A 22,544-nucleotide genomic window follows, 5' to 3' on the forward strand; every position below is an offset into this window, starting at 1 on the left:
GAGGGTAATTCCTGAACGGTTAAAACTGTGAAAAAACGGTTAGTGATAAGTAAAAACTATCACAGCGTGAAGCAGTTCACATTTTTTTATGATGACAGGAACAGATATGGACACACTGGCGCAGTACATCCAGACATTAGCCCCCCAGCTGAGCGCATGGCGTCGAGATTTTCACCATTTTGCGGAATCCGGCTGGGTAGAGTTCCGTACCGCCGCAAAGGTCGCGGAAACCCTCGACTCCCTGGGCTACGAACTGGCGGTGGGTCGCGACGTGGTCGATGCCGAAAGCCGTATGGGGCTGCCCGATAACGCCACTCTGGAAAAAGAGTTTGCCCGCGCGCGTGCGCAGGGCGCGCCTGAAAAATGGCTGGCGCCGTTTGAAGGCGGATTTACCGGCATTGTGGCGACCCTGAATACCGGCCGTCCTGGCCCGACGCTGGCGTTTCGCGTCGACATGGATGCCCTGGATTTAAGCGAAGCGCTCGACGACAGCCATCGTCCGTTCCGCGACGGTTTTGCCTCCTGCAACGCGGGAATGATGCACGCCTGCGCGCACGACGGCCACACCACCATTGGCCTGGGGCTGGCAAAGGTGCTTAAGCAGAACGAAGCGCAGCTCAACGGTACCATCAAGCTGATCTTCCAGCCTGCCGAAGAAGGCACCCGCGGCGCGCGCGCCATGGTTGCCGCCGGGGCGCTGGACGGCGTGGACTATTTTACCGCCATCCATATTGGTACGGGCGTCCCCGCCGGAACGGCGATCTGCGGCAGCGATAACTTTATGGCCACCACCAAGTTCGACGTGAACTTTACCGGCGTTGCGGCACATGCGGGCGGCAAACCGGAGGATGGACGTAACGCCCTGCTTGCCGCCGCGCAGGCCGCCCTCGCCCTGCACAGCATCGCCCCGCACAGCGAAGGCGCTTCCCGCGTCAACGTCGGGGTGATGCAGGCCGGTAGCGGACGCAACGTAGTGCCCGCCAATGCCCTGATCAAGGTTGAAACCCGAGGTGAAACCGAAGCCATTAACCAGTATGTCTTTGAACGCGCGCAGGCCGTCATTACCGGCGCGGCAGCGCTCTATGGCGTGAGCGCGGAGATGCGCCTGATGGGCGCCGCCACCTCCAGCGCGCCGACGCCGGCCTGGGTTGATTATCTGCGTGAACAGGCGAGCCAGGTTTCCGGAATTGTGCACGCAATCGATAAGGTGAAAGCGCCGGCAGGCTCTGAAGACGCCACGCTGATGATGGCCCGCGTGCAGCAGAACGGCGGCATGGCGTCGTATATGGTGTTCGGCACTGACTTGAGCGCAGGACATCACAACGAAAAATTCGACTTCGATGAGCAGGTCATGGCGGTCGCCATTGAAACGCTGGCGCGAACTGCGCTCAATTTCCCGTGGACGCGAGGTGTGTAATGCAGGAGAACTACGCTTTTATTGCCGATGCCATCGACACGCGATGTCAGACGCTAACCGATATTGCCGACGCTATTTGGGATCATCCCGAAACCCGCTTTGAAGAGTTCTGGTCCTCCAGACGGCTCGCTGACGAGCTGGAAGCCGAGGGCTTTACGCTGACCCGCGAGGCAGGCGGTATCCCCAACGCGTTTATCGCCAGCTTCGGCAGCGGGAAACCGATTATTGCCCTGCTGGGCGAATACGACGCGCTGGCCGGGCTAAGCCAGCAGGCGCACTGCGCGACGGCGCAATCCGCCACGCCGGGGGCGAACGGCCACGGCTGCGGGCATAACCTGCTGGGCACCGCGGCGCTTGCGGGCGCGGTGGCGGTAAAAAGCTGGCTGGAGCAGCACGGCGGCAGCGGAACGGTGCGTTTTTACGGCTGTCCCGGTGAGGAAGGCGGCTCCGGGAAAACCTTTATGGTGCGTGAAGGTCTGTTTGATGACGTTGATGCCGCCGTCACCTGGCACCCGGAGGCCTTTGCCGGGATGTTTAACGTCAGCACGCTCGCCAACATTCAGGCGGCCTGGCGTTTTCACGGCGTGGCGGCGCATGCGGCCAACTCGCCCCATTTAGGGCGCAGCGCGCTGGACGCCGTGACGCTGATGACCACCGGCACCAACTTCCTTAACGAGCACATCATAGAGAAAGCGCGCGTCCATTACGCCATCACCGACACCGGCGGAATTTCGCCCAACGTGGTGCAGGCCCAGGCCGAGGTGCTGTACCTGATCCGCGCCCCGGAGATGGCCGACGCGCAGCAGATCTACGAGCGCATCGAGAAAATCGCCCAGGGCGCGGCGATGATGACCGAAACCACCGTCGAGTGCCGCTTTGATAAGGCCTGCTCCAGCTACCTGCCGAACCGCACGCTCGAGGCTGCGATGTACCGCGCGTTGCAGCACTACGGCACGCCGGAGTGGACCGATGAAGAGCGCGACTTTGCCCGCGAAATCCGCGCCACGCTGACGCCCAACGATCTGCAGAACAGCCTGAAAAACATTGCCGCAACGGGAGGAGAAGCAGGCAAAGCCTTTGCCCGCCGCCATCAGGAGACGCTGCTGGTAGATGAAGTCGCGCCCTATGCCATCACCGATAACGTGCTGGCGGGTTCAACGGACGTGGGTGACGTCAGCTGGAAAATGCCGGTCGCCCAGTGCTTCAGCCCCTGCTTTACCGTCGGGACGCCGCTGCACACCTGGCAACTGGTGGCGCAGGGACGAACCTCCATTGCCCACAAAGGCATGCTGCTGGCCGGGAAAGTGATGGGGGCGACAGCGCTCAATCTGCTGCAGGACGCAGCGCTGCTGAAAACATGTCGTGAAGAGTTCGAACAACAATTACAAGAAAAACCGTACGCGTGTCCGATCCCACGGGGCGTGACACCGTCACCTTTAAAATAAAAAAACACAACACAACAACACAACACTCCCGAGGAACGCCCATGAGTATGTCATCCATACCTTCGCATTCCCCATCCGGTAAGCTCTATGGCTGGGTTGAAAGGATCGGCAATAAAGTACCGCACCCTTTCCTGCTGTTTATCTATTTAATTGTGATTTTGATGGTCGCCACCGCCGTGCTCTCCGCCTTTGACGTGAGCGTACGTAGCCCGGCTGACGGCAGCCTGGTGGCGGTGAAAAACCTGCTCAGCGTTGACGGGCTGCACTGGTTTTTACCGAACGTCATCAAAAACTTCAGCGGTTTCGCCCCGCTGGGTGCCATTCTGGCGCTGGTGCTGGGCGCCGGGCTGGCGGAACGCGTGGGCTTGCTGCCCGCGCTGATGGTGAAAATGGCGTCCCACGTCAGCGCGCGCTACGCCAGCTACATGGTGCTGTTTATCGCCTTCTTCAGCCACATTTCGTCCGACGCCGCGCTGGTGATTATGCCGCCGATGGGGGCGCTGATCTTTCTCGCCGTCGGGCGTCATCCCGTGGCGGGCCTGCTGTCGGCCATTGCGGGCGTGGGCTGCGGGTTTACCGCCAACCTGCTGATCGTCACCACCGACGTGCTGCTCTCGGGCATCAGCACGGAGGCGGCGAAAACCATTGATGCGGCCATGCACGTCAGCGTGATCGACAACTGGTACTTTATGGCGAGCTCGGTGATCGTCCTGACGATTGTCGGCGGGCTGATTACCGATAAAATCATCGAGCCGCGTCTGGGCAAATGGGAAGGCCGTAGCGATGAAAAGCTGGAGATGCTGAGCAAAGAGCAGCGCTTCGGCCTGCGCGTGGCCGGGATTGTCTCGCTGGCGTTTATCGCGCTGGTGGCGCTGATGGTGGTGCCGGAAAACGGCATACTGCGCGATCCGGTTAAGCATACCGTCCTGCCGTCGCCGTTTATTCAGGGCATCGTGCCGCTGATTATTCTCTTCTTCTTTGTCGTTTCGCTCGCCTACGGTATCGCTACCGGCAAAATCCGCCGTCAGGGCGATCTGCCGCAGCTGATGATCGAGCCGATGAAAGAGATGGCGGGCTTTATCGTGATGGTGTTCCCGCTGGCGCAGTTTGTGGCGATGTTTAACTGGAGCAACATGGGCAAGTTTATGGCCGTGGGCCTGACCGATGCGCTGGAGGCTGCCGGGCTAAGCGGCGTGCCGGCGTTTGTCGGGCTGGCGCTGCTGTCATCCCTGCTGTGCATGTTTATTGCCAGCGGCTCCGCCATCTGGTCAATTCTGGCGCCGATCTTCGTGCCGATGTTTATGATGCTCGGGTTCCACCCGGCGTTTGCCCAGATCCTGTTCCGCATCGCGGACTCCTCGGTGATCCCGCTGGCGCCCGTCTCACCTTTCGTTCCGCTGTTTTTAGGCTTCCTGCAGCGCTATAAGCCCGAGGCCAGACTGGGTACCTACTATTCGCTGGTTTTACCCTACCCGCTTATCTTTTTAGGGGTATGGCTGGTGATGCTGGTGGCATGGTATCTTGTCGGCCTGCCGATTGGGCCGGGGATATACCCGAGGCTGAACTAAAGGATTGAAAATGCTGAGATTACTCGAAGATAAAATTGCGACGCCGCTCGGGCCGCTGTGGGTGATCGCGGACGAGCAGTTCTGCCTGCGCGCCGTTGAGTGGGAAGAGCACAGCGACCGCATGGAGGAACTGCTTGATATTCATTACCGCGCACAGGGTTATGAACGCATCAGCGCCACCAACCCGGGCGGGCTGAGCGACAAGCTTGCGGCGTATTTTGAAGGCGATCTCAGCATCATCGATACTCTGCCGACCGCCACGGCGGGCACGCCTTTTCAGCGGGAAGTGTGGCAGGCGCTGCGGTCGATACCGTGCGGACAGGTCATGCATTACGGCCAGCTCGCGGAGCAGCTAGGCCGCGCAGGCGCCGCACGCGCGGTGGGTGCCGCCAATGGCTCTAATCCGGTCAGCATTGTGGTGCCCTGCCATAGGGTCATTGGCCGCAACGGCACCATGACCGGCTATGCCGGCGGGGTGCAGCGCAAGGAGTGGTTACTGCGTCACGAAGGGTATCTCTTGCTGTAGATCCCAGGCTTTTTGTGCTTAATTTTCTACCGGTTAGGCTAAAAATCCATAATCAAGCTGTGGAATTTCAAGAAGATGGCAACACGTTGCCGTCTCTTGTCCTTATTGAGGGTTTGTCAGGCTTACGTACTTACCAAAAAGATGTTAAAATTGACCAATATCAATTAAGGCTTGAGCAAACCTATGATCCCGGAAAAGCGAATTATACGACGCATTCAGTCTGGCGGTTGTGCTATCCATTGCCAGGATTGCAGCATCAGCCAGCTCTGTATCCCGTTTACCCTGAATGAGCATGAACTCGATCAGCTTGATAACATTATCGAGCGCAAAAAGCCTATTCAGAAAGGGCAGACGCTGTTTAAAGCGGGAGACGAACTGAAATCGCTCTATGCTATCCGCTCTGGCACCATCAAGAGCTACACCATCACCGAACAGGGTGATGAGCAGATCACCGGCTTCCATCTGGCAGGCGATCTGGTGGGCTTTGATGCCATCGGCACTGGCCACCACCCGAGCTTTGCTCAGGCACTCGAAACCTCTATGGTTTGCGAAATCCCGTTTGAAACCCTGGACGATCTGTCCGGCAAGATGCCTAACCTGCGTCAGCAGATGATGCGTCTGATGAGCGGTGAGATCAAAGGCGACCAGGACATGATTCTGCTGCTTTCCAAAAAGAATGCAGAAGAGCGTCTGGCCGCGTTTATCTACAACCTCTCCCGCCGCTTCGCCGAGCGCGGTTTCTCGCCGCGTGAGTTCCGTCTGACCATGACCCGTGGCGATATCGGTAACTACCTGGGCCTGACCGTTGAAACCATCAGCCGTCTGCTGGGCCGTTTCCAGAAGAGCGGAATGCTGGCCGTTAAGGGTAAATACATCACTATCGAAAACGGCGAAGCGCTGGCCGTTCTTGCCGGACACGCCCGTAACGTGGCGTAACTCTCCGCATGTTGATAACCAGACTGATAAATTCACGTGATTTATTGGTCTGGTATAATCGCTTCCGCTTTAAGACATTTTCACCGTAGCTCGTCCCCACACAGCGCCTGAAAGGTTGTCGTTGAGGTTATGAATTGAGAGAAAGTTTGTTTTTCGTTTCAGTCGTGATTGCCTCAGTGACCTTTATCTTCATCTGGATAATGCTGGTCGGCCCGATGAAGGGGGAGGAAAAAACCTACGTTCAGGATTCCACGACCTTTGCGATAGCGGTGATGGTGCTGCTGTTCATTGCGTTTATCGCAGTGACAACCACCGTGCTTTTCCTCTGATAAATTTTCATGAATTATTGATCTGGCAAAAGCTCACCTCTGTTTCATTCAGGATATATAGGTTACTCTTTTAATTACAGACTGTGGTGACAGTAGTAAGGAGACCTGTATGGCCAAGTATCAAAACATGCTGGTAGCTATCGATCCGAATCAGGACGATCAGCCGGCATTACGACGCGCTGTGTATTTACATCAACGGATTGGTGGCAAAATCAAAGCGTTTTTGCCGATCTATGACTTCTCGTATGAGATGACCACCCTTCTGTCGCCTGACGAGCGCACCGCTATGCGTCAGGGCGTCATCAGCCAGCGTACCGCGTGGATCCGTGAACAGGCGAAGTATTACCTGGAAGCGGGTGTGCCTATTGATATAAAAGTGGTCTGGCATAACCGACCTTTTGAAGCCATTATCCAGGAAGTTGTTGCCGGTGGGCACGACCTGCTGCTGAAGATGGCGCACCAGCACGACAAGCTGGAGTCCGTGATCTTCACCCCGACCGACTGGCATCTGCTGCGCAAATGCCCTTGCCCGGTCTGGATGGTGAAAGACCAGCCGTGGCCTGAAGGCGGGAAAGCCGTTGTGGCGGTGAATCTCGCGAGCGAAGAGGATTACCACAATTCGCTTAACGAGAAGCTGGTGAAGGAGACCATCCAGCTTGCCGATCAGGTTAACCATACCGAAGTGCATCTGGTGGGCGCCTATCCGGTTACCCCGATCAATATCGCCATTGAGCTGCCGGAATTTGACCCTAGCGTCTATAACGACGCGATCCGCGGTCAGCATCTGCTGGCGATGAAAGCGCTGCGCCAGAAGTTCAGCATTGACGAGAACATGACGCACGTGGAAAAAGGGCTGCCTGAAGAGGTGATCCCGGATTTAGCCGAGCATCTGCAGGCCGGGATTGTGGTCCTGGGGACCATTGGCCGGACCGGTATTTCTGCCGCCTTCCTCGGCAACACTGCCGAACAGGTGATCGACCATCTGCGCTGTGACCTGCTGGTCATCAAGCCGGATGAGTATCAGACGCCGATTGAGTTGGACGACCCGGAAGACGATTAACGTAAATAGAAAAGCCCGCCTCTCCGGCGGGCTTTTTTCATCAGCTCTCCATTACCGGCTTAGGCTGTTCACCTGAATCCTCCTGCATCCACGGCGCGTGCAATACCATGCTGGGCAGCGCCAGCTTAATCTCCTGGGCGTTTAGCCCTTCAAGAATACGGATATTGATCTCCTGCTGGATGTCCATGTATTTGTTGTAATCCGCGGTATTAACAATATGGACGACTTCAAACGTCAGGCGGTCGCGGTCGAATCCCAGAAAATGGGCGCGATCGAATTTAGTCTCACCGACATCGGTGATGATCTGCCTGACCATATCCCCTACGTAGCGCAGCTTATCGGGCGGCGTGTCGCTGGCAACGCCAAAGGTGAAGACGATGCGGCGCGTCTGCATGCGCTTGTAGTTGTGAAGCGTCTGCTGAAGCAAAATGGCGTTGCCGCAGACGATCTGCTCCCCGCTCAGGCTGCGGATACGGGTCGTTTTCAGGCCAATGTGCTCTACCGTCCCCGCCACGTCGTTGAACACCACGAAATCGCCAATTTCGAACGGCTTATCAAAGCCGATAGAGAGTGAGGCAAACACGTCGCTGAGGATTGTTTGTACGGCGAGGGCGATGGCAATCCCCCCTACCCCAAGGCTGGCAACCAGAGCAGTGATGTTGACGCCCGCGTTAGCAAGGATAGACAGCAGCATCACTGACCAGACGATGGCACGGAGAATAAGTCCCGTGATCACCAGCGTAACCGGGTTTTTATGGCTTCCGGGCGCCAGCATGACGTGACGAAGCCACGACACCACCCCCTGATCCATCCACAGCGCCACCTGGATGGCGAAGACAAGGAACCAGGCGTGGCTGACGGTGCTAAAAAGATGATCGGGTAAGTCAACGAAGCGCAGGCTGAAGAGCAGCGCCACCACAAACAGCAGGAAGCGGCTGGTGCGGTTAAGCATATCGGTCAGGATAAAGCGCATCCGGTTGGTGGTCGGGTGCTTGTCGCCCCAGGTGGTGATGCCTTTCTTAACGAACGCGATCAGGCGCGTCAGCAGCCAGTACACCAGCAGCGTCACAAAGACAACCGTGGCGACGCCTATCCAGAACGTTGGCGTCATCATCAGCGCGATGATGTCGAAGCGGGACAAAAATTGCATTACACCTCCTCGTATTACACAAAGGGTAAAGTATAGACAGAGGAGAAAAGCTGACCGCAGAAATAGGAAAACCGCCCCGAAGGGCGGTTTGTCAGGAGAAAGCGAATTACAGCGCTTTCAGAATCGCATCCACGCTGGCTTTGGCGTCGCCAAACAGCATGTGGGTGTTCTCTTTGAAGAACAGCGGGTTCTGCACGCCAGCATAGCCGGTGTTCATGGAGCGTTTGAAGACAATGACGTTCTGCGCCTTCCACACTTCCAGAACCGGCATCCCGGCGATTGGGCTACGCGGATCGTCCTGCGCTGCCGGGTTAACGGTGTCGTTAGCGCCAATAACCAGCACGGTGTCGGTGTCGGCGAAATCATCGTTGATCTCGTCCATCTCCAGTACGATGTCGTATGGCACCTTCGCTTCCGCCAGCAGCACGTTCATGTGTCCAGGCAGACGCCCCGCCACCGGGTGGATACCAAAGCGCACCTTGATACCGCGCGCGCGCAGCTTCTCGGTGATTTCCGCCACCGGATACTGCGCCTGCGCCACCGCCATGCCGTAGCCCGGGGTGATGATCACAGAATGCGAGTTTTTCAGCATCTCTGCGGTGTCTTCCGCGCTTATCTCACGGTGCTCGCCCACTTCTTCGTCAGAGCCGGTAGAAGAACCGTCAGAACCGAAGCCGCCGGCGATAACGCTGATGAACGAACGGTTCATCGCCTTACACATGATGTAAGACAGGATGGCACCGGAAGAACCGACCAGCGCACCGGTGACGATCAGCAGGTCGTTGCTCAGCATAAAGCCTGCCGCCGCCGCTGCCCAACCGGAGTAGGAGTTCAGCATCGAGACAACCACCGGCATATCCGCACCGCCGATGGATGCTACCAGATGCCAGCCAAACGCCAGCGCGATGATGGTCATCACCAGCAGCGCCAGTACCTGCAGGCCCACGCTTTCGGTACGCACGAAGACCACCAGCAGCACAAACGACACCACCAGCGCCGCCAGGTTCAGCTTGTGACGGTTAGGCAGCATCAGCGGTTTAGAAGAGATCTTACCGCGCAGCTTGCCGAACGCCACGATAGAACCGGTGAAGGTCACAGCACCGATGAAGATGCCGAGGAACACTTCGGTCAGGTGAATGTTGACCAGAATCGGCTCCATGCCCGGTTCGTGATACAGGTAGCTGTTGAAGCCCACCAGCACCGCCGCCAGACCCACGAAGCTGTGCAGAATCGCCACCAGCTCCGGCATCTCGGTCATTTCAACGCGCTTCGCGAGGCGAATACCAATCGCGCCGCCGATGATCATCGCCACCAGGATCCACGCCACGTTGCCGGTATCCGGCCCGAAGATGGTGGCAATCAGCGCAATCGCCATCCCGGCGATACCAAAGTTATTTCCCTGCTGAGACGTTTCGTGTTTGGAAAGCCCCGCCAGACTGAAAATAAACAGGATTGCAGCAACAATGTATGCGGCTGTAACTAATCCTCCAGACATATGCTACCCCTTAGCCTTTACGAAACATTTTCAGCATGCGCTGAGTCACGGTGAAACCACCGAAAATATTGATACTGGCGATCAGCACCGCGATAAAGCTCAGGAAGCTGATCCAGCCGCCGTGCCCAATCTGCAGCAACGCCCCCACCACGATGATCCCGGAGATAGCGTTAGTCACCGACATCAGCGGCGTGTGCAGCGCATGGGAAACGTTCCACACCACGTAGTAACCCACTACGCAGGAGAGTGCGAAGACGGTAAAGTGGCCGAGGAACTCCTTCGGCGCGACGTCAGCCAGCCAGCCGAACAGAATAATGACCAGCGCCATGATGGCGTATTTGCGCCACGGAGAAGACGGTTTAGCCGGTTCTTTTGGCTCTGGTGCCGCTTTCGGCGCAGCCTGAGGCTGGGCTGAAACCTGAATAGGCGGCGCAGGCCAGGTAATTTCACCTTCGCGCACCACGGTAACCCCGCGCACCACCACATCGTCAAAATCGACGGTGATGTTGCCGTCTTTCTCTTTGCAGAGCAGCTTCAGCAGGTTAACCAGGTTGGTGCCGTACAGCTGAGACGACTGGGTTGGCAGGCGGCCAGGCAGGTCGGTATAGCCGATCACCTTCACGCCGTTAGCGGTCGTGGTCACCTGATTGGCAACGGTATACTCGCAGTTACCGCCGTTTTGCGCCGCCAGGTCGACAATCACGCTGCCCGGCTTCATGGAGTCGACCATTTCGCGGGTGATCAGCTTCGGCGCCGGTTTACCCGGAATAAGCGCGGTGGTAACAATAATGTCGACGTCTTTCGCCTGCGCGGCGAAGAGTTCCATTTCGGCTTTGATAAAGGCTTCGGACATCACTTTCGCGTAACCATCACCGCTGCCCGCTTCTTCCTTAAAGTCCAGCTCAAGGAATTCGGCCCCCATGCTCTGAACCTGTTCCTTCACTTCGGGACGGGTGTCGAACGCGCGCACGATAGCGCCCAGGCTGTTTGCCGCACCGATTGCGGCAAGACCCGCCACGCCCGCGCCAATCACCATTACTTTCGCCGGTGGGACTTTCCCCGCCGCGGTGATCTGGCCGGTAAAGAAGCGTCCAAATTCGTGGGCGGCTTCAACAATGGCGCGGTAGCCGGCAATGTTTGCCATGGAGCTCAGCGCATCCAGCGACTGCGCGCGCGAAATACGCGGCACGGAGTCCATCGCCATCACGGTCACGCCACGGGCCGCCAGCTTCTCCATCAGTTCAGGATTTTGTGCAGGCCAGACGAAGCTCACCAGCGTGGTGCCTGGATTCAGCAGCGCAATCTCACTCTCTTCCGGCGCGTTGACCTTCAGAATCACTGGCGACTGCCAGACTTCAGCACCGTCCACCACTTCCGCGCCAGCCTGAATAAAGGCCTCGTCATCGAAACTCGCCAGCTTGCCTGCGCCGCTTTCAACCGCGACGGTAAAACCCAGCTTAAGCAGTTGCTCCACCGTTTTCGGTGTTGCCGCTACGCGGGTTTCATTGGCTAACCGTTCTTTTGGTACCCCAATACGCATAGTTTTCCCTTCCATCGGTTTTTGATGATGGTTTGTCGATAAATGCCTGCGGTTTGTATCAATTTTCGCCAGCTTGATAGCGACGAGAAATGAGTAGCCCCGCAAAATAAAACAGTAACAAACTGTCTATAACCTACTGAAAATAGCGCTTGTGATCTACCGCCAGAAAACACTATTTCTTACTTTATCGGCGAAAAATAAGCGATCGGCGTCACTGACAGTGATATTTACCTTAAATTCATCGCCAGAACCGATAAATAGCGCAAGCGAAGCGGTAAAAACATGATATAGCGCCATAAAAGAACAAGTTATTAACATTAAATTAACTTGTAAAAGTCATATGCTTTATCAGTTTTGCTTGTCAAACGCCTGTTTTTTCAACATATCACTAAATGTTATCGAATTCGGTAATTCAGTGAGCACAGGCAGTGAAAAATGGCGCAGACAGCGACGGGTTTTAAATGCCATAATCGGGACCGTCTCAAATTAACAACAACACCAGTACATGGTTTGCGCAAGGCGAAGGATTATTTTTATGAAGCTTAAGAACACACTCCTGGCGTCCGCACTTCTCTGTGCGACCGCCCTGTCTGCGAATGCCGCAACAGAGTTAACGCCGGAGCAAGCGGCAGCGTTAAAACCTTTTGACCATACGGTCATTGTGGGTCGTTATAATTCTATTGGCGATGCCGTCGCCGCCGCATCAAAAGCCGCGGATAAAAACGGGGCGGCCTCCTTTTACGTTGTTGACCAGTCCGATTACGGCAACAGCGGTAACCAGCGCGTGACCATTGCGCTGTATAAAGATAATGCACCAAAGGCTGACGCGCCGAAAAACCGCGTAATCAACGGTATCGTTGAGCTGCCGAAAGATCAGGCCATTGAGCTGGAACCTTACGACACCGTTACCGTTCAGGGCTTCTATCGCAGCCAGCCTGAAGTGAACGATGCCATCACCAAAGCCGCGAAAGAAAAAGGTGCCTACTCTTTCTATATCGTGCGTCAGGTGGATGCTAACCAGGGCGGCAACCAGCGCATTACCGCATTCATCTACAAAGAAGATGCGAAAAAACGCGTTCTGCAGAGCCCGGATGCCATCCCTGCGGATTCTGAAGCGGGTCGCGCGGCGATAGCCAAAGGCGGCGAAGAAGCGAAGAAAGTTGAAATTCCAGGCGTAGCGACCTCTGCGGCACCAAGCGCTGAAGTGGGCCGTTTCTTTGAAACGCAGTCCACGAAAGGTGGCCGTTACTCCGTGACGCTGCCGGACGGCACCAAAATTGAAGAGCTGAACAAAGCCACTGCCGCGCAGATGGTGCCGTTCGACAGCATCAAGTTTACCGGCAACTACGGCAACATGACGGAAGTCTCATACCAGGTCGCGAAGCGTGCGGCGAAGAAAGGGGCGAAGTATTACCACATCACCCGCCAGTGGCAGGAACGTGGTAACAACGTGACCATCAGCGCCGATCTGTATAAGTAACAAAAACCATTGGCGAAAGGCGGCGCAATGCCGCCTTTTTTTGTTACTTTTTTCGAATTTCTGCCACACATCATTGCATGCTCTCGTTACACTCCGTAAAATCCCGCGCCTTAGTGTGATCCACCATTTTTATGCGCCTTAGCGAAATAATTATTCTGGATTGGGACTTTTCATAACAGGAAGCCAATGGAAAAGAAACTTGGCCTGAGTGCTCTGACTGCACTCGTTTTAAGCTCAATGCTGGGTGCGGGCGTATTCAGTTTACCGCAGAACATGGCGGCCGTCGCAAGCCCGGCCGCCCTGCTCATTGGCTGGGGCATTACCGGTGTCGGGATATTGCTGCTGGCGTTCGCCATGCTGCTGCTGACCCGCGTTCGCCCGGATCTGGACGGCGGAATTTTCACCTATGCACGTGAAGGTTTCGGCGAGCTGATTGGCTTCTGCTCCGCCTGGGGCTACTGGCTGTGCGCGGTCATCGCCAACGTCTCTTATCTGGTGATTGTCTTCTCGGCGCTCAGTTTCTTTACCGATACCCCTGAGCTGCGCCTGTTTGGCGACGGCAATACCTGGCAGTCCATCGTCGGCGCCTCGGTGCTGCTGTGGATTGTACACTGGCTGATTTTGCGCGGTGTCCAGACCGCCGCCAGCATCAACCTGGTGGCGACCCTGGCGAAACTGGTGCCGCTTGGCCTGTTTATCGTGCTGGCCTTTATCGCGTTTCGTCTCGACGTGTTTTCGCTTGATTTCAGCGGCATTGCGCTGGGCGTTCCGGTCTGGGAGCAGGTGAAAAACACGATGCTGATTACCCTGTGGGTGTTTATCGGCGTTGAGGGTGCCGTCGTGGTTTCTGCCCGCGCGCGTAATAAGCGCGATGTGGGCCGCGCCACGCTGCTGGCCGTCCTGGCGGCGCTGGGCGTGTATCTGCTGGTGACGCTGCTGTCGCTGGGCGTGGTGGCGCGTCCTGAACTGGCCGAAATGCGTAACCCGTCCATGGCAGGCCTGATGGTGAAAATGCTCGGCCCCTGGGGCGACGTGGTGATTGCCGCAGGGCTGATCGTCTCCGTCTGCGGCGCTTACCTGAGCTGGACCATCATGGCGGCTGAAGTGCCGTTCCTGGCCGCGACGCACAAGGCGTTTCCACGCCTGTTTGCCCGTCAAAACCAAAATAATGCGCCATCTGCCTCACTCTGGCTGACCAACATCAGCGTTCAGGTCTGTCTGGTGCTGATCTGGCTCACAGGTTCAGACTATAACACCCTGCTGACCATCGCCTCAGAGATGATTCTGGTACCCTATTTCTTAGTGGGTGCGTATTTGTTAAAAATCGCCACGCGTCCGGTGCACTATGTTGTGGGCGTAGGGGCCTGTATTTACGGTCTGTGGTTGTTGTATGCTTCCGGGCCGATGCATCTGCTGCTGTCGGTAGTGCTGTATGCGCCGGGCCTGCTGGTGTTTATCTACGCCCGCCGCACGCATCAGCTGGAGAACGCGCTGAAACGCCGTGAAATGGCCTTAATCGGGCTGTTACTGGTTGCTGCCGTACCGGCAACCTGGATGTTAATGGGATAGCACTGTCTTTCCCATTGTTGAACTGTAAAGGAGAATACGATGGGAAATGCACCGCTTCGCCCAATACTGATCACCGGTGGAGGCCGCCGTATCGGCCTCGCCCTCGCCCATCACTTTCTCAACCTTCGCCATCCGGTCATTGTCAGCTACCGTACGGAATACCCGTCGATTGAGGGGCTGCGCAAAGCCGGAGCGGTCTGCATTCAGGCTGATTTTTCCACCGACGAAGGCATTCTGGCCTTTGCCGAACAGGTTAAATCCACCGCGATGGGGTTGCGCGCCGTGATCCATAACGCCAGCGCCTGGTGTGCCGAGAAGCCCGGTACGTCCCTCAGCGATACGCTCTCCGCCATGCTGCAGATCCACGTTAACGCCCCTTATCTGCTCAACCACGCGCTGCAGGATCTGCTGCGCGGCCACGGGCATGCGGCGGGCGACATTATTCACTTTACCGATTATGTGGTGGAGCGCGGGAGCGACAAGCATATCGCCTACGCGGCCAGCAAAGCCGCGCTGGACAACATGACGCGCTCCTTTGCCCGCAAGCTCGCGCCCGAGGTGAAGGTGAACGCCATCGCCCCGGCGATGATTTTGTTTAACGAAAACGATGATGCGGAGTACCGCCAGCAGGCGTTGAATAAGTCGCTGATGAAAATTGCCCCCGGCGAGAAAGAGGTAATCGACCTTGTGGATTACCTCCTCACCAGCTGCTATGTCACCGGCAGAACCTTTGCCGTGGACGGCGGCCGCCCGCTGCGCTAGTGAAAGCGGCTCCAGAAGAATATTAACACCCAGGCGCTGAGTCCCCAGCAGACCACTGCCCCGCCCAGCGCCAGGGGAAGCCGCATAAAACCGGTGAAATACCACAGGGAAAGCAGGTAGAGAAAATAGGGGACGATCGACCACATGCCAAACACAATGGTCGTACGTAACGCCTCCATACCCCGTTCAGAGGCCACAATATAGTGGGCAATCAGCGCAAAGGTCGGGAACAGCGGGATCAGCCCGGCAATATAGTAGTTTTTGGTTTTTGCCAGAATGCCAATCAGTAACACCACCAGCGCCCCCAGCGCGGCTTTGATCACCAGCCCCATATTTTTCCCTATAACAATCAAGTAACACCAGGAGCCAGAATAACGGAAGCGGCGTTAATTTTGAAAGATTAATGGAAGGTTAAGGTTCCGCGGTGTATTTTGGCTTTTTTCACGAAAACAGACGCTGTATGAATAAGATTGTATATGTTGAAGACGAACCCGAAGTCGGGCAATTGATCGCCGCCTATCTGGGTAAACATGATATGGACGTCATTGTTGAGCCTCGCGGCGACCGTGCCGAAGAGGTGGTCGTCCGTGAAAACCCGGATTTGGTGCTGCTGGACATCATGCTGCCAGGCAAAGACGGCATGACGCTCTGTCGGGACCTGCGCGCCCGCTGGGACGGCCCTATCGTTCTGCTTACCTCACTGGACAGCGATATGAACCATATTTTGTCGCTGGAAATGGGCGCCAATGATTACATTCTGAAAACCACACCGCCTGCCGTCCTGCTGGCCCGCCTGCGCCTGCATTTGCGCCAGCACGCCAGCATTGAACGCGAAGCGCCCGCGCCGTCTCTGACGCCGCACAAAGCGTTGCGCTTCGGTACGCTGTCTATAGACCCGGTTAACCGCCAGGTCCTGCTTTCCGGCGAGCTTATCGCCCTCTCTACCGCAGACTTTGACCTGCTGTGGGAGCTGGCCACGCATGCCGGGCAAATCATGGACCGCGACGCGCTGCTGAAAAACCTCCGTGGCGTGAGCTATGACGGAATGGATCGCAGCGTTGACGTGGCGATTTCGCGATTACGCAAAAAACTGCAGGATAACGCCACCGAGCCCTACCGCATTAAAACCGTGCGTAATAAGGGTTATCTGTTTGCCCCGCACGCCTGGGAAACCTGATAAAAAGATAACGTGCGCGAAATGAAGGCATTATGCGTAGAAGTCCTTTCTTTCGCGCGTTAATTTATACGTTTACGCAACAATTAACTTGCTAAGCGCGCGAACTAATCCATAATAAATATTCAGACGTTCTCTCCTTTAAGCCGCACCGGGCCGGCTATAAGCCCACACCTTTTCAGCACATTCTCTCCCATAAAATCTTGAAATGAGGATTTAAGCTCATGAAATATGTATAGCTACCATGACGTAGAAGCCATCAAAACCAATCTTGAATGGATTGTTAACCAGGCAGCGTTTAGCCATTCCTCACCCTCACGCGCCGATCAAAAAGCGCTCATTGACCTCCTTGAACTTATCCAGTCTTACGAATTACTCCTGGATTTAATTAACGAATTTGGGGTTGCCGTGATCGATCCACAGATTGCGGAAGGTCTGGCCATAACGGAAACACTCATCGCCAGGGTAAAAAACAGCGCGAAGGCCATGTAACGCGCTTCACAGACATGAAAATATTGACGGGTTTTCATGTATATTCTGCACAAAGCGTTTCTTCGGTGAGATCCAATGAAAAAGCTGTTTGTGCAGTTTTATCTTTTGCTGTTTGTCTGCTTCCTGGTCATGACCATGCTGGTCGGGCTGGTCTATAAATTCACCGCCGAACGTGCGGGCAGGCAGTCGCTGGACGATCTGATGAAAAGCTCGCTGTATCTGATGCGCAGCGAGCTGAGAGAGATCCCGCCCCACAACTGGGCAAAAACCCTCAAAGAGCTCGATCTGAACCTGTCGTTTGATTTACGCATCGAGCCGTTAAAAGATTTCGATTTGGACCCGCCCGCCATGCAGCGCCTGCGCGACGGGGACATTGTCGCGCTGGATGAGAAATACACCTTTATCCAGCGCATCCCGCGCAGCCATTACGTGCTGGCCGTCGGGCCGGTGCCCTATCTCTATTATCTGCACCAGATGCGTCTGCTGGACATGGCGCTGATGGCCTTTATCGCCATTTCGCTCGCGTTTCCGGTCTTTATCTGGATGCGGCCCCACTGGCAGGACATGCTGAAGCTGGAATCCGCCGCGCAGCGCTTTGGCGAGGGGCATTTTACCGAACGCATTCACTTCGACAGCGGTTCCAGCTTTGAGCGTCTGGGCGTGGCTTTTAACCAGATGGCCGATAATATCAATGCCCTGATCGCCAGTAAAAAGCAGCTGATCGACGGGATTGCGCACGAGCTGCGCACGCCGCTGGTTCGCCTGCGCTACCGTCTGGAGATGAGCGAGAATCTGACCGAGGCAGAGAATCAGGCGCTTAACCGCGACATTGGTCAGCTTGAAGCGCTGATTGAGGAGCTGCTGACCTACGCGCGTCTCGACCGTCCGCAAAACGAGCTGAACCTCACCACGCCGAATCTGCCCGCCTGGCTGCAAACCCATATTGATGACGTTCAGAGCGTAAACCCGCAGCGCACGCTGTTGACGCGCGTCACGCCGGGTGACTACGGCGCGCTCGATATGCGCCTGATGGAGCGCGTGCTGGACAACCTGATGAACAACGCCATGCGCTACAGCGAGAGTACGCTCCAGATTAGCCTGGATTTGCACGGCAACCGGGCCAGCCTGACGGTGGAGGACGACGGACCGGGAATTGCCCCGGAAGCGCGAGAAACCGTGTTTGAACCGTTTGTCCGCCTCGACCCCAGCCGCGATCGCGCCACCGGCGGATGCGGCCTGGGGCTGGCGATTGTCTACTCTATCGCGCAGGCGATGGGCGGCACGGTGCACTGCGAGGAGAGCGAGCTCGGCGGCGCGCGCTTCTGCTTTAGCTGGCCGGTGTACCATAACATCGCCCTTCCCGTCCCTGCCTGACCTCAACCGCACGCTGGCCTGACCCGGCGTGCTGTGCTATATGATAAGTATGTTGTAACTAATGAGGGTGTTTATGGCGACCTACGATCTCATCGAACGGCTTAACGGCACGTTTCGGGAAATAGAACACGAGCTCCTGACCCTGACCGAGCGTTTGCAGGCCTGCCGCCTGCTGGCCGCGCGCGTCTTTACCCTGCCGGATGTGGCTAAGGGAGCCGAGCACGATCCGCTGGACACCATCGAGGTCGAACAGCACATCGGCAGCGCGGCTCTTGAGCTGGCGCTGAAGCACTATCGCCGCCTGTTTATCCAGCAGCAGTCAGAAAACCGCAGCAGTAAGGCCGCCGTGCGCCTGCCGGGCGTCATCTGCCTGCAAACCGATGCGACAGCGCGTGAAGCGCTGGAAAGCCAGATTGCGCATATCAACACCCTGAAAGCGGCCTTTGAAAAGATCGTTACCGAAGAGTCCGGCCTCGCGCCTGCCGCGCGGTTTGAGTGGGTGCACCGACAGCTTCCGGGGCTGATTACCCTGAATGCCTACCGAACGCTAACGGTACTGCGCCACCCCACCACGCTGCGCTTCGGCTGGGCGAATAAGCACATCATAAAAAACTTCACCCGGGATGAGATTCTGGCCCAGCTGGAAAAAAGCCTGAAGACGCCGCGCACCGTCGCGCCGTGGTCGCGGGAGCAGTGGATTGAGCGCCTGGAGCAGGAGTATCACAGCATCTCCTCGCTGCCGGCGGATGCGCGCCTCAAGATAAAGCGCCCGGTGAAGGTGCAGCCTATCGCTCGCGTCTGGTATTCCGGTCAGCAAAAGCAGGTGCAGTATGCCTGTCCGACGCCGCTGATTGCCCTTTACGATGCCGATCGGGGCGCGGTGGTACCCGATATTGGGGAACTGCTGAATTACGATGCTGAGAATGTTCAGCACCGTTACAGGCCTCAGGCGCAGCCGCTACAGCTGATTATTCCCCGGCTGCACCTGTACGTGGCGGGATGATTATTTCAGGCTGCCGACCATCGCTTCCGGGCGAACCCAGGCGTCGAACTCCGCCTCCGTGAGATAGCCCAGCGCCAGGGCGGAGGCTTTCAGCGTCAGCCCCTCTTTATGCGCTTTTTTAGCGATCTCCGCGGCTTTGTCGTAGCCGATATGGGTATTGAGCGCGGTTACCAGCATCAGGGATTCATTGAGCAGCTGGCTGATGCGTTCGCGATTGGGTTCAATCCCCACCGCGCAATGCTCGTTAAAGCTCTCCATCCCGTCCGCCAGCAGACGAACGGATTGCAGCACGTTGTGGATCACCATCGGGCGATAGACGTTCAGCTCGAAGTTGCCGGACGCACCGCCCATGTTGACGGCCACGTCGTTGCCCATCACCTGGCAGCAGAGCATGGTCATGGCCTCGCACTGGGTCGGGTTAACTTTACCCGGCATGATGGAGCTGCCCGGCTCGTTTTCCGGAATGCTGATTTCACCGATGCCGCAGCGCGGACCGGAAGCCAGCCAGCGCACGTCGTTGGCAATTTTCATCAGCGAAGCCGCCAGCCCTTTCAGCGCGCCGTGGGTGTGGACCAGCGCATCGCAGGTCGCCAGCGCTTCGAACTTGTTGGGCGCCGTAACGAACGGCTGTCCGGTAATGGCAGCAAGCTCCTCCGCCACGCGCACCGCGTATTCGGGATGGGTGTTTAACCCGGTCCCGACTGCCGTCCCGCCGAGCGCCAGCTCCGCCAGGTGCGGCAGGCTGTACTCAATATGCTTCAGGTTATGTTCCAGCATCGCCACCCAGCCGGAAATCTCATGTCCGAGCGTCAGCGGCGTGGCGTCCTGTAGGTGCGTACGGCCAATTTTAACGATGTCGCGGAAGGCCTGCGCTTTGTCGTTAAGCGTGGATTTGAGCACGTTGAGCTGCGGAATAAGCTGCTCGCGAATGGCGATGACCGCCGCCACGTGCATCGCCGTCGGGAAGACGTCGTTAGAGCTCTGGCTTTTGTTGACGTCATCGTTCGGGTGGACCTTACGCTCCATGCCGCGCACGCCGCCCAGCAGCTCGCTCGCCCGGTTCGCCAGCACTTCGTTCATGTTCATGTTGCTCTGGGTACCGGAACCGGTCTGCCAGATGGCGAGGGGGAATTCGCCGGGATGCTTACCCGCCAGCACTTCGTCTGCGGCGTTGATGATGGCGGTGGCTTTATCGGCCTCCAGCAGGCCCAAATCCTGGTTCACCTTCGCGGCGGCGCGTTTGGTCAGCGCCAGCGCCTGAATCAGCGAGACGGGCATTTTTTCGGTCGAAATACGGAAGTGCTCCAGCGAACGCTGGGTTTGCGCGCCCCATAGCTTGTCGGCCGGGACGTCGATGGCGCCCATCGAGTCTTTCTCATGGCGTACCGTGGTCATTACTTTCTCCTTGATAACAAAAGAGGGATTGCTCACATGCTTAAGGGATAAGTATTGATGACTTCTGAGAAACGGTATGGCGCTTTGTGCGCTCTTTTTGATGTCGGGTGGCGGCTGCGCCACCCGGTTTTTTCAATTTACTTCACGCACGCCGAACACTGGGATGACTGGATCTGCTTGAAGAAGTCGTTGCCTTTGTCATCCACCAGGATAAACGCCGGGAAGTCTTCCACTTCGATTTTCCAGATCGCTTCCATGCCCAGCTCCGGGTACTCCACGCACTCCAGGCTCTTGATGCTGCCCTGCGCCAGTACCGCCGCCGGGCCGCCAATGCTGCCCAGGTAGAAGCCGCCGTGCTTGTGGCACGCGTCCGTCACCTGCTGGCTGCGGTTGCCTTTCGCCAGCATGATCATGCTGCCGCCGTTGGCCTGCAGCTGATCAACGTACGAGTCCATGCGTCCTGCCGTGGTTGGGCCTAACGAGCCGGAGGCATAGCCTTCAGGCGTTTTCGCCGGGCCCGCGTAGTAGATCGGGTGATCTTTAATGTACTGCGGCAACCCTTCCCCGTTGTCCAGACGCTCCTTCAGCTTCGCGTGCGCGATGTCGCGGCCCACGATGATCGTGCCGTTCAGGGAGAGACGGGTCGAGACCGGGTACTGCGAAAGCTGCGCCAGAATCTCTTTCATCGGACGGTTCAGGTCAACGCGAACCGCTTCACCCTCACCCGCTTTACGCAGCGCTTCCGGGATGTATTTGCCCGGATTGTTTTCCAGTTTTTCGATCCAGACGCCTTCGCGGTTGATCTTGGCCTTGATGTTGCGATCCGCAGAGCAGGAGACGCCCATCCCGACCGGACAGGAGGCACCGTGACGCGGGAGACGGATCACGCGCACGTCGTGGGCGAAGTATTTGCCGCCAAACTGCGCCCCGAGCCCCAGATTACGCGCCTCTTCCAGCAGCTCCTGCTCAAGCTGCACGTCGCGGAACGCCTGGCCGTGCTCGTTACCTTCGGTTGGCAGGCCGTCGTAGTATTTGGTTGAGGCCAGCTTGACGGTTTTCAGCGTGCTTTCAGCCGAGGTACCGCCAATCACGAAGGCGATATGGTACGGCGGGCACGCCGCGGTGCCGAGGGTGCGCATCTTCTCAACCAGGTAATTTTTCAGCTTGCCCGGGGTGAGCAGCGCTTTGGTTTCCTGGTAGAGGTAGGTTTTGTTGGCTGAACCGCCGCCTTTTGCGATGCAGAGGAATTTGTATTCGTCACCGTCGACGCTGTAGAGGTCAATCTGTGCAGGCAGGTTGGTGCCGGTGTTGACCTCTTTGTACATATCCAGCGCCGCGTTTTGCGAGTAGCGCAGGTTGTCTTCGGTATAGGTGTTGTAGACGCCGTGCGCCAGCGCCGCTTCGTCACCGCCGCCGGTCCAGACGCGCTGGCCTTTTTTACCGACGATGATCGCCGTGCCCGTGTCCTGACAGGTTGGCAGAATGCCTTTCGCCGCGATATCTGAGTTACGCAGGAACTGCAGGGCAACGTATTTATCGTTCTCGCTGGCCTGCGGGTCGCTCAGGATATCGGCAACCTGCTGCTGGTGCGCGGGGCGGAGCATAAAGGAAGCGTCGTGAAAAGCGTGCTGCGCCAGCAGCGTCAGCGCCTGCGGATCCACCTTGAGGATCTCTTGTCCTTCAAACTCAGAGACGGAGACGTGATCGCGGGTTAACAGGTAATACTCGGTCCGATCCTTACTGAGGGGGAAAGGATCCTGATAATGGAAGGGTTTATTCGACATTGTTCTCTCACTTACTGCTTCGGTCTGTTTATTCAGGGCAGATGT

The 22,544-nt window shown here is 57.0% G+C and carries 20 protein-coding genes; 14 read left to right on the forward strand and 6 right to left on the reverse strand.

Annotated elements, in window-relative coordinates; all coding sequences use genetic code 11:
- Positions 1 to 106: 106 nt before the first annotated feature.
- The 7 genes from UTO39_RS04115 to uspE all read left to right on the forward strand — a co-directional run bounded on the left by UTO39_RS04115 (position 107) and on the right by uspE (position 7,281).
- Positions 107 to 1,417, forward strand: a complete 1,311-nt coding sequence (locus tag UTO39_RS04115; RefSeq protein ID WP_320726546.1) for a M20 family metallo-hydrolase — start codon at positions 107 to 109, stop codon at positions 1,415 to 1,417.
- The gene (locus UTO39_RS04120; protein ID WP_320726547.1) at positions 1,417 to 2,862 is read left to right on the forward strand and encodes a M20 family metallopeptidase; all 1,446 of its coding nucleotides are present in this window, start codon (positions 1,417 to 1,419) and stop codon (positions 2,860 to 2,862) included. The genes UTO39_RS04115 and UTO39_RS04120 overlap by 1 nt, the downstream gene beginning before the upstream one ends.
- A gap of 41 nt (positions 2,863 to 2,903) precedes the next feature.
- Entirely contained in the window at positions 2,904 to 4,430 is a 1,527-nt protein-coding gene (gene abgT / locus UTO39_RS04125) for a p-aminobenzoyl-glutamate transporter (RefSeq protein WP_320726548.1), read from the forward strand.
- A 10-nt stretch (positions 4,431 to 4,440) separates the two neighbouring features.
- Positions 4,441 to 4,956 carry a methylated-DNA--[protein]-cysteine S-methyltransferase gene (ogt, locus tag UTO39_RS04130; RefSeq protein WP_028012946.1) on the forward strand — a complete coding sequence of 172 codons (516 nt, stop codon included), beginning with the start codon at positions 4,441 to 4,443 and terminating at the stop codon, positions 4,954 to 4,956.
- Between the two features lie 183 nt (positions 4,957 to 5,139).
- Entirely contained in the window at positions 5,140 to 5,892 is a 753-nt protein-coding gene (gene fnr / locus UTO39_RS04135) for a fumarate/nitrate reduction transcriptional regulator Fnr (protein WP_006174991.1), read from the forward strand.
- Positions 5,893 to 6,038: 146 nt separating this feature from the next.
- Positions 6,039 to 6,221 (forward strand): hypothetical protein, encoded by a 183-nt coding sequence (locus UTO39_RS04140; protein ID WP_014883604.1) that lies wholly within the window; start codon positions 6,039 to 6,041, stop codon positions 6,219 to 6,221.
- Positions 6,222 to 6,330: 109 nt separating this feature from the next.
- Positions 6,331 to 7,281 (forward strand): universal stress protein UspE, encoded by a 951-nt coding sequence (gene uspE, locus UTO39_RS04145; RefSeq protein ID WP_028012944.1) that lies wholly within the window; start codon positions 6,331 to 6,333, stop codon positions 7,279 to 7,281.
- Positions 7,282 to 7,321: 40 nt separating this feature from the next.
- On the opposite strand, the gene UTO39_RS04150 is transcribed toward uspE, so the two are convergent.
- The 3 genes from UTO39_RS04150 to pntA form a co-directional block, all read right to left on the reverse strand.
- Positions 7,322 to 8,431 (reverse strand): mechanosensitive ion channel domain-containing protein, encoded by a 1,110-nt coding sequence (locus tag UTO39_RS04150; RefSeq protein ID WP_320726549.1) that lies wholly within the window; start codon positions 8,429 to 8,431, stop codon positions 7,322 to 7,324.
- 106 nt (positions 8,432 to 8,537) lie between these two features.
- Positions 8,538 to 9,926 (reverse strand): Re/Si-specific NAD(P)(+) transhydrogenase subunit beta, encoded by a 1,389-nt coding sequence (pntB, locus tag UTO39_RS04155; protein ID WP_013096868.1) that lies wholly within the window; start codon positions 9,924 to 9,926, stop codon positions 8,538 to 8,540.
- A gap of 10 nt (positions 9,927 to 9,936) precedes the next feature.
- Positions 9,937 to 11,466 carry a Re/Si-specific NAD(P)(+) transhydrogenase subunit alpha gene (pntA, locus tag UTO39_RS04160; protein WP_320726550.1) on the reverse strand — a complete coding sequence of 510 codons (1,530 nt, stop codon included), beginning with the start codon at positions 11,464 to 11,466 and terminating at the stop codon, positions 9,937 to 9,939.
- 535 nt (positions 11,467 to 12,001) lie between these two features.
- Here pntA and ydgH point away from each other — a divergent pair.
- The 3 genes from ydgH to folM all read left to right on the forward strand — a co-directional run bounded on the left by ydgH (position 12,002) and on the right by folM (position 15,277).
- The gene (ydgH, locus tag UTO39_RS04165; RefSeq protein WP_028012941.1) at positions 12,002 to 12,946 is read left to right on the forward strand and encodes a DUF1471 family protein YdgH; all 945 of its coding nucleotides are present in this window, start codon (positions 12,002 to 12,004) and stop codon (positions 12,944 to 12,946) included.
- A gap of 186 nt (positions 12,947 to 13,132) precedes the next feature.
- Positions 13,133 to 14,515, forward strand: coding sequence for an amino acid permease (locus UTO39_RS04170; protein ID WP_151413863.1), 1,383 nt, complete (start codon positions 13,133 to 13,135; stop codon positions 14,513 to 14,515).
- 39 nt (positions 14,516 to 14,554) lie between these two features.
- Positions 14,555 to 15,277, forward strand: coding sequence for a dihydromonapterin reductase (gene folM / locus UTO39_RS04175; RefSeq protein ID WP_320726551.1), 723 nt, complete (start codon positions 14,555 to 14,557; stop codon positions 15,275 to 15,277).
- Here folM and UTO39_RS04180 read toward each other — a convergent pair.
- Positions 15,274 to 15,609, reverse strand: a complete 336-nt coding sequence (locus UTO39_RS04180) for a GlpM family protein (RefSeq protein ID WP_151413865.1) — start codon at positions 15,607 to 15,609, stop codon at positions 15,274 to 15,276. The genes folM and UTO39_RS04180 overlap by 4 nt on opposite strands.
- Positions 15,610 to 15,737: 128 nt before the next feature.
- Here UTO39_RS04180 and rstA point away from each other — a divergent pair, with 128 nt between their 5' ends.
- The 4 genes from rstA to tus all read left to right on the forward strand — a co-directional run bounded on the left by rstA (position 15,738) and on the right by tus (position 19,320).
- On the forward strand, positions 15,738 to 16,454 hold the full coding sequence (gene rstA / locus UTO39_RS04185; protein WP_028012938.1) for a two-component system response regulator RstA: 717 nt from the start codon (positions 15,738 to 15,740) through the stop codon (positions 16,452 to 16,454).
- Between the two features lie 228 nt (positions 16,455 to 16,682).
- Complete coding sequence (locus tag UTO39_RS04190; protein ID WP_320726552.1) at positions 16,683 to 16,943, forward strand: hypothetical protein; 261 nt, start codon at positions 16,683 to 16,685, stop codon at positions 16,941 to 16,943.
- 75 nt (positions 16,944 to 17,018) lie between these two features.
- The gene (gene rstB, locus UTO39_RS04195) at positions 17,019 to 18,317 is read left to right on the forward strand and encodes a two-component system sensor histidine kinase RstB (protein ID WP_320726553.1); all 1,299 of its coding nucleotides are present in this window, start codon (positions 17,019 to 17,021) and stop codon (positions 18,315 to 18,317) included.
- Positions 18,318 to 18,390: 73 nt separating this feature from the next.
- Positions 18,391 to 19,320, forward strand: a complete 930-nt coding sequence (gene tus / locus UTO39_RS04200; protein ID WP_320726554.1) for a DNA replication terminus site-binding protein — start codon at positions 18,391 to 18,393, stop codon at positions 19,318 to 19,320.
- Here the strand turns inward: tus and fumC are convergent, their stop codons facing one another.
- The gene (fumC, locus tag UTO39_RS04205; RefSeq protein WP_320726555.1) at positions 19,321 to 20,715 is read right to left on the reverse strand and encodes a class II fumarate hydratase; all 1,395 of its coding nucleotides are present in this window, start codon (positions 20,713 to 20,715) and stop codon (positions 19,321 to 19,323) included.
- A 137-nt stretch (positions 20,716 to 20,852) separates the two neighbouring features.
- On the reverse strand, positions 20,853 to 22,499 hold the full coding sequence (gene fumA, locus UTO39_RS04210; RefSeq protein ID WP_320726556.1) for a class I fumarate hydratase FumA: 1,647 nt from the start codon (positions 22,497 to 22,499) through the stop codon (positions 20,853 to 20,855).
- Positions 22,500 to 22,544 lie beyond the last annotated feature (45 nt).

Origin of the sequence: Enterobacter sp. 118C5 (genome assembly GCF_034107645.1) — a bacterium.
Classification (GTDB): Bacteria; Pseudomonadota; Gammaproteobacteria; order Enterobacterales; family Enterobacteriaceae; genus Enterobacter; species Enterobacter nematophilus.